This window comes from Telluria sp. AZSoR62 (genome assembly GCF_058111565.1).
In genome coordinates this window covers 1-270 of sequence record NZ_JBYTST010000313.1, presented here as the reverse complement: position 1 = coordinate 270, position 270 = coordinate 1, and the positions used below count along the sequence as shown (strand labels likewise).

The 270-nt window shown below is 67.8% G+C and carries 1 protein-coding gene; it reads right to left on the bottom strand.

All coding sequences use genetic code 11. The features are described 5' to 3' along the window. A partial coding sequence (locus AC3XQU_RS23940; protein ID WP_489876622.1) for a hypothetical protein occupies positions 1-270 on the bottom strand: 270 nt, incomplete at both ends.

Below are 270 nucleotides of genomic sequence, written 5' to 3'. Positions count from 1 at the left end.
AGATCGGCCCGGCAGCCTTCGGCGATGGTGCCAACCCTGTTGGGGCCTTGCCGGTCTATGCCCTGCTGGTCCAGGCCCTGCCGGTCGAGTCCCATCAGCCTGGCCGGAGTTGACGAAGCCGCCATCACGGCGTCAGCGAGGGGTATCCCCCACCCAACGCAGCGGCGCACGTTTTCCAGCAGGTGGCTCGTCGCCCCGGCAATCGCCACGTGCTGCGCACCTTCCTCAGTGGTGGCCAGCCTGGCAACGCGGTCCTCGACAATGACTTCC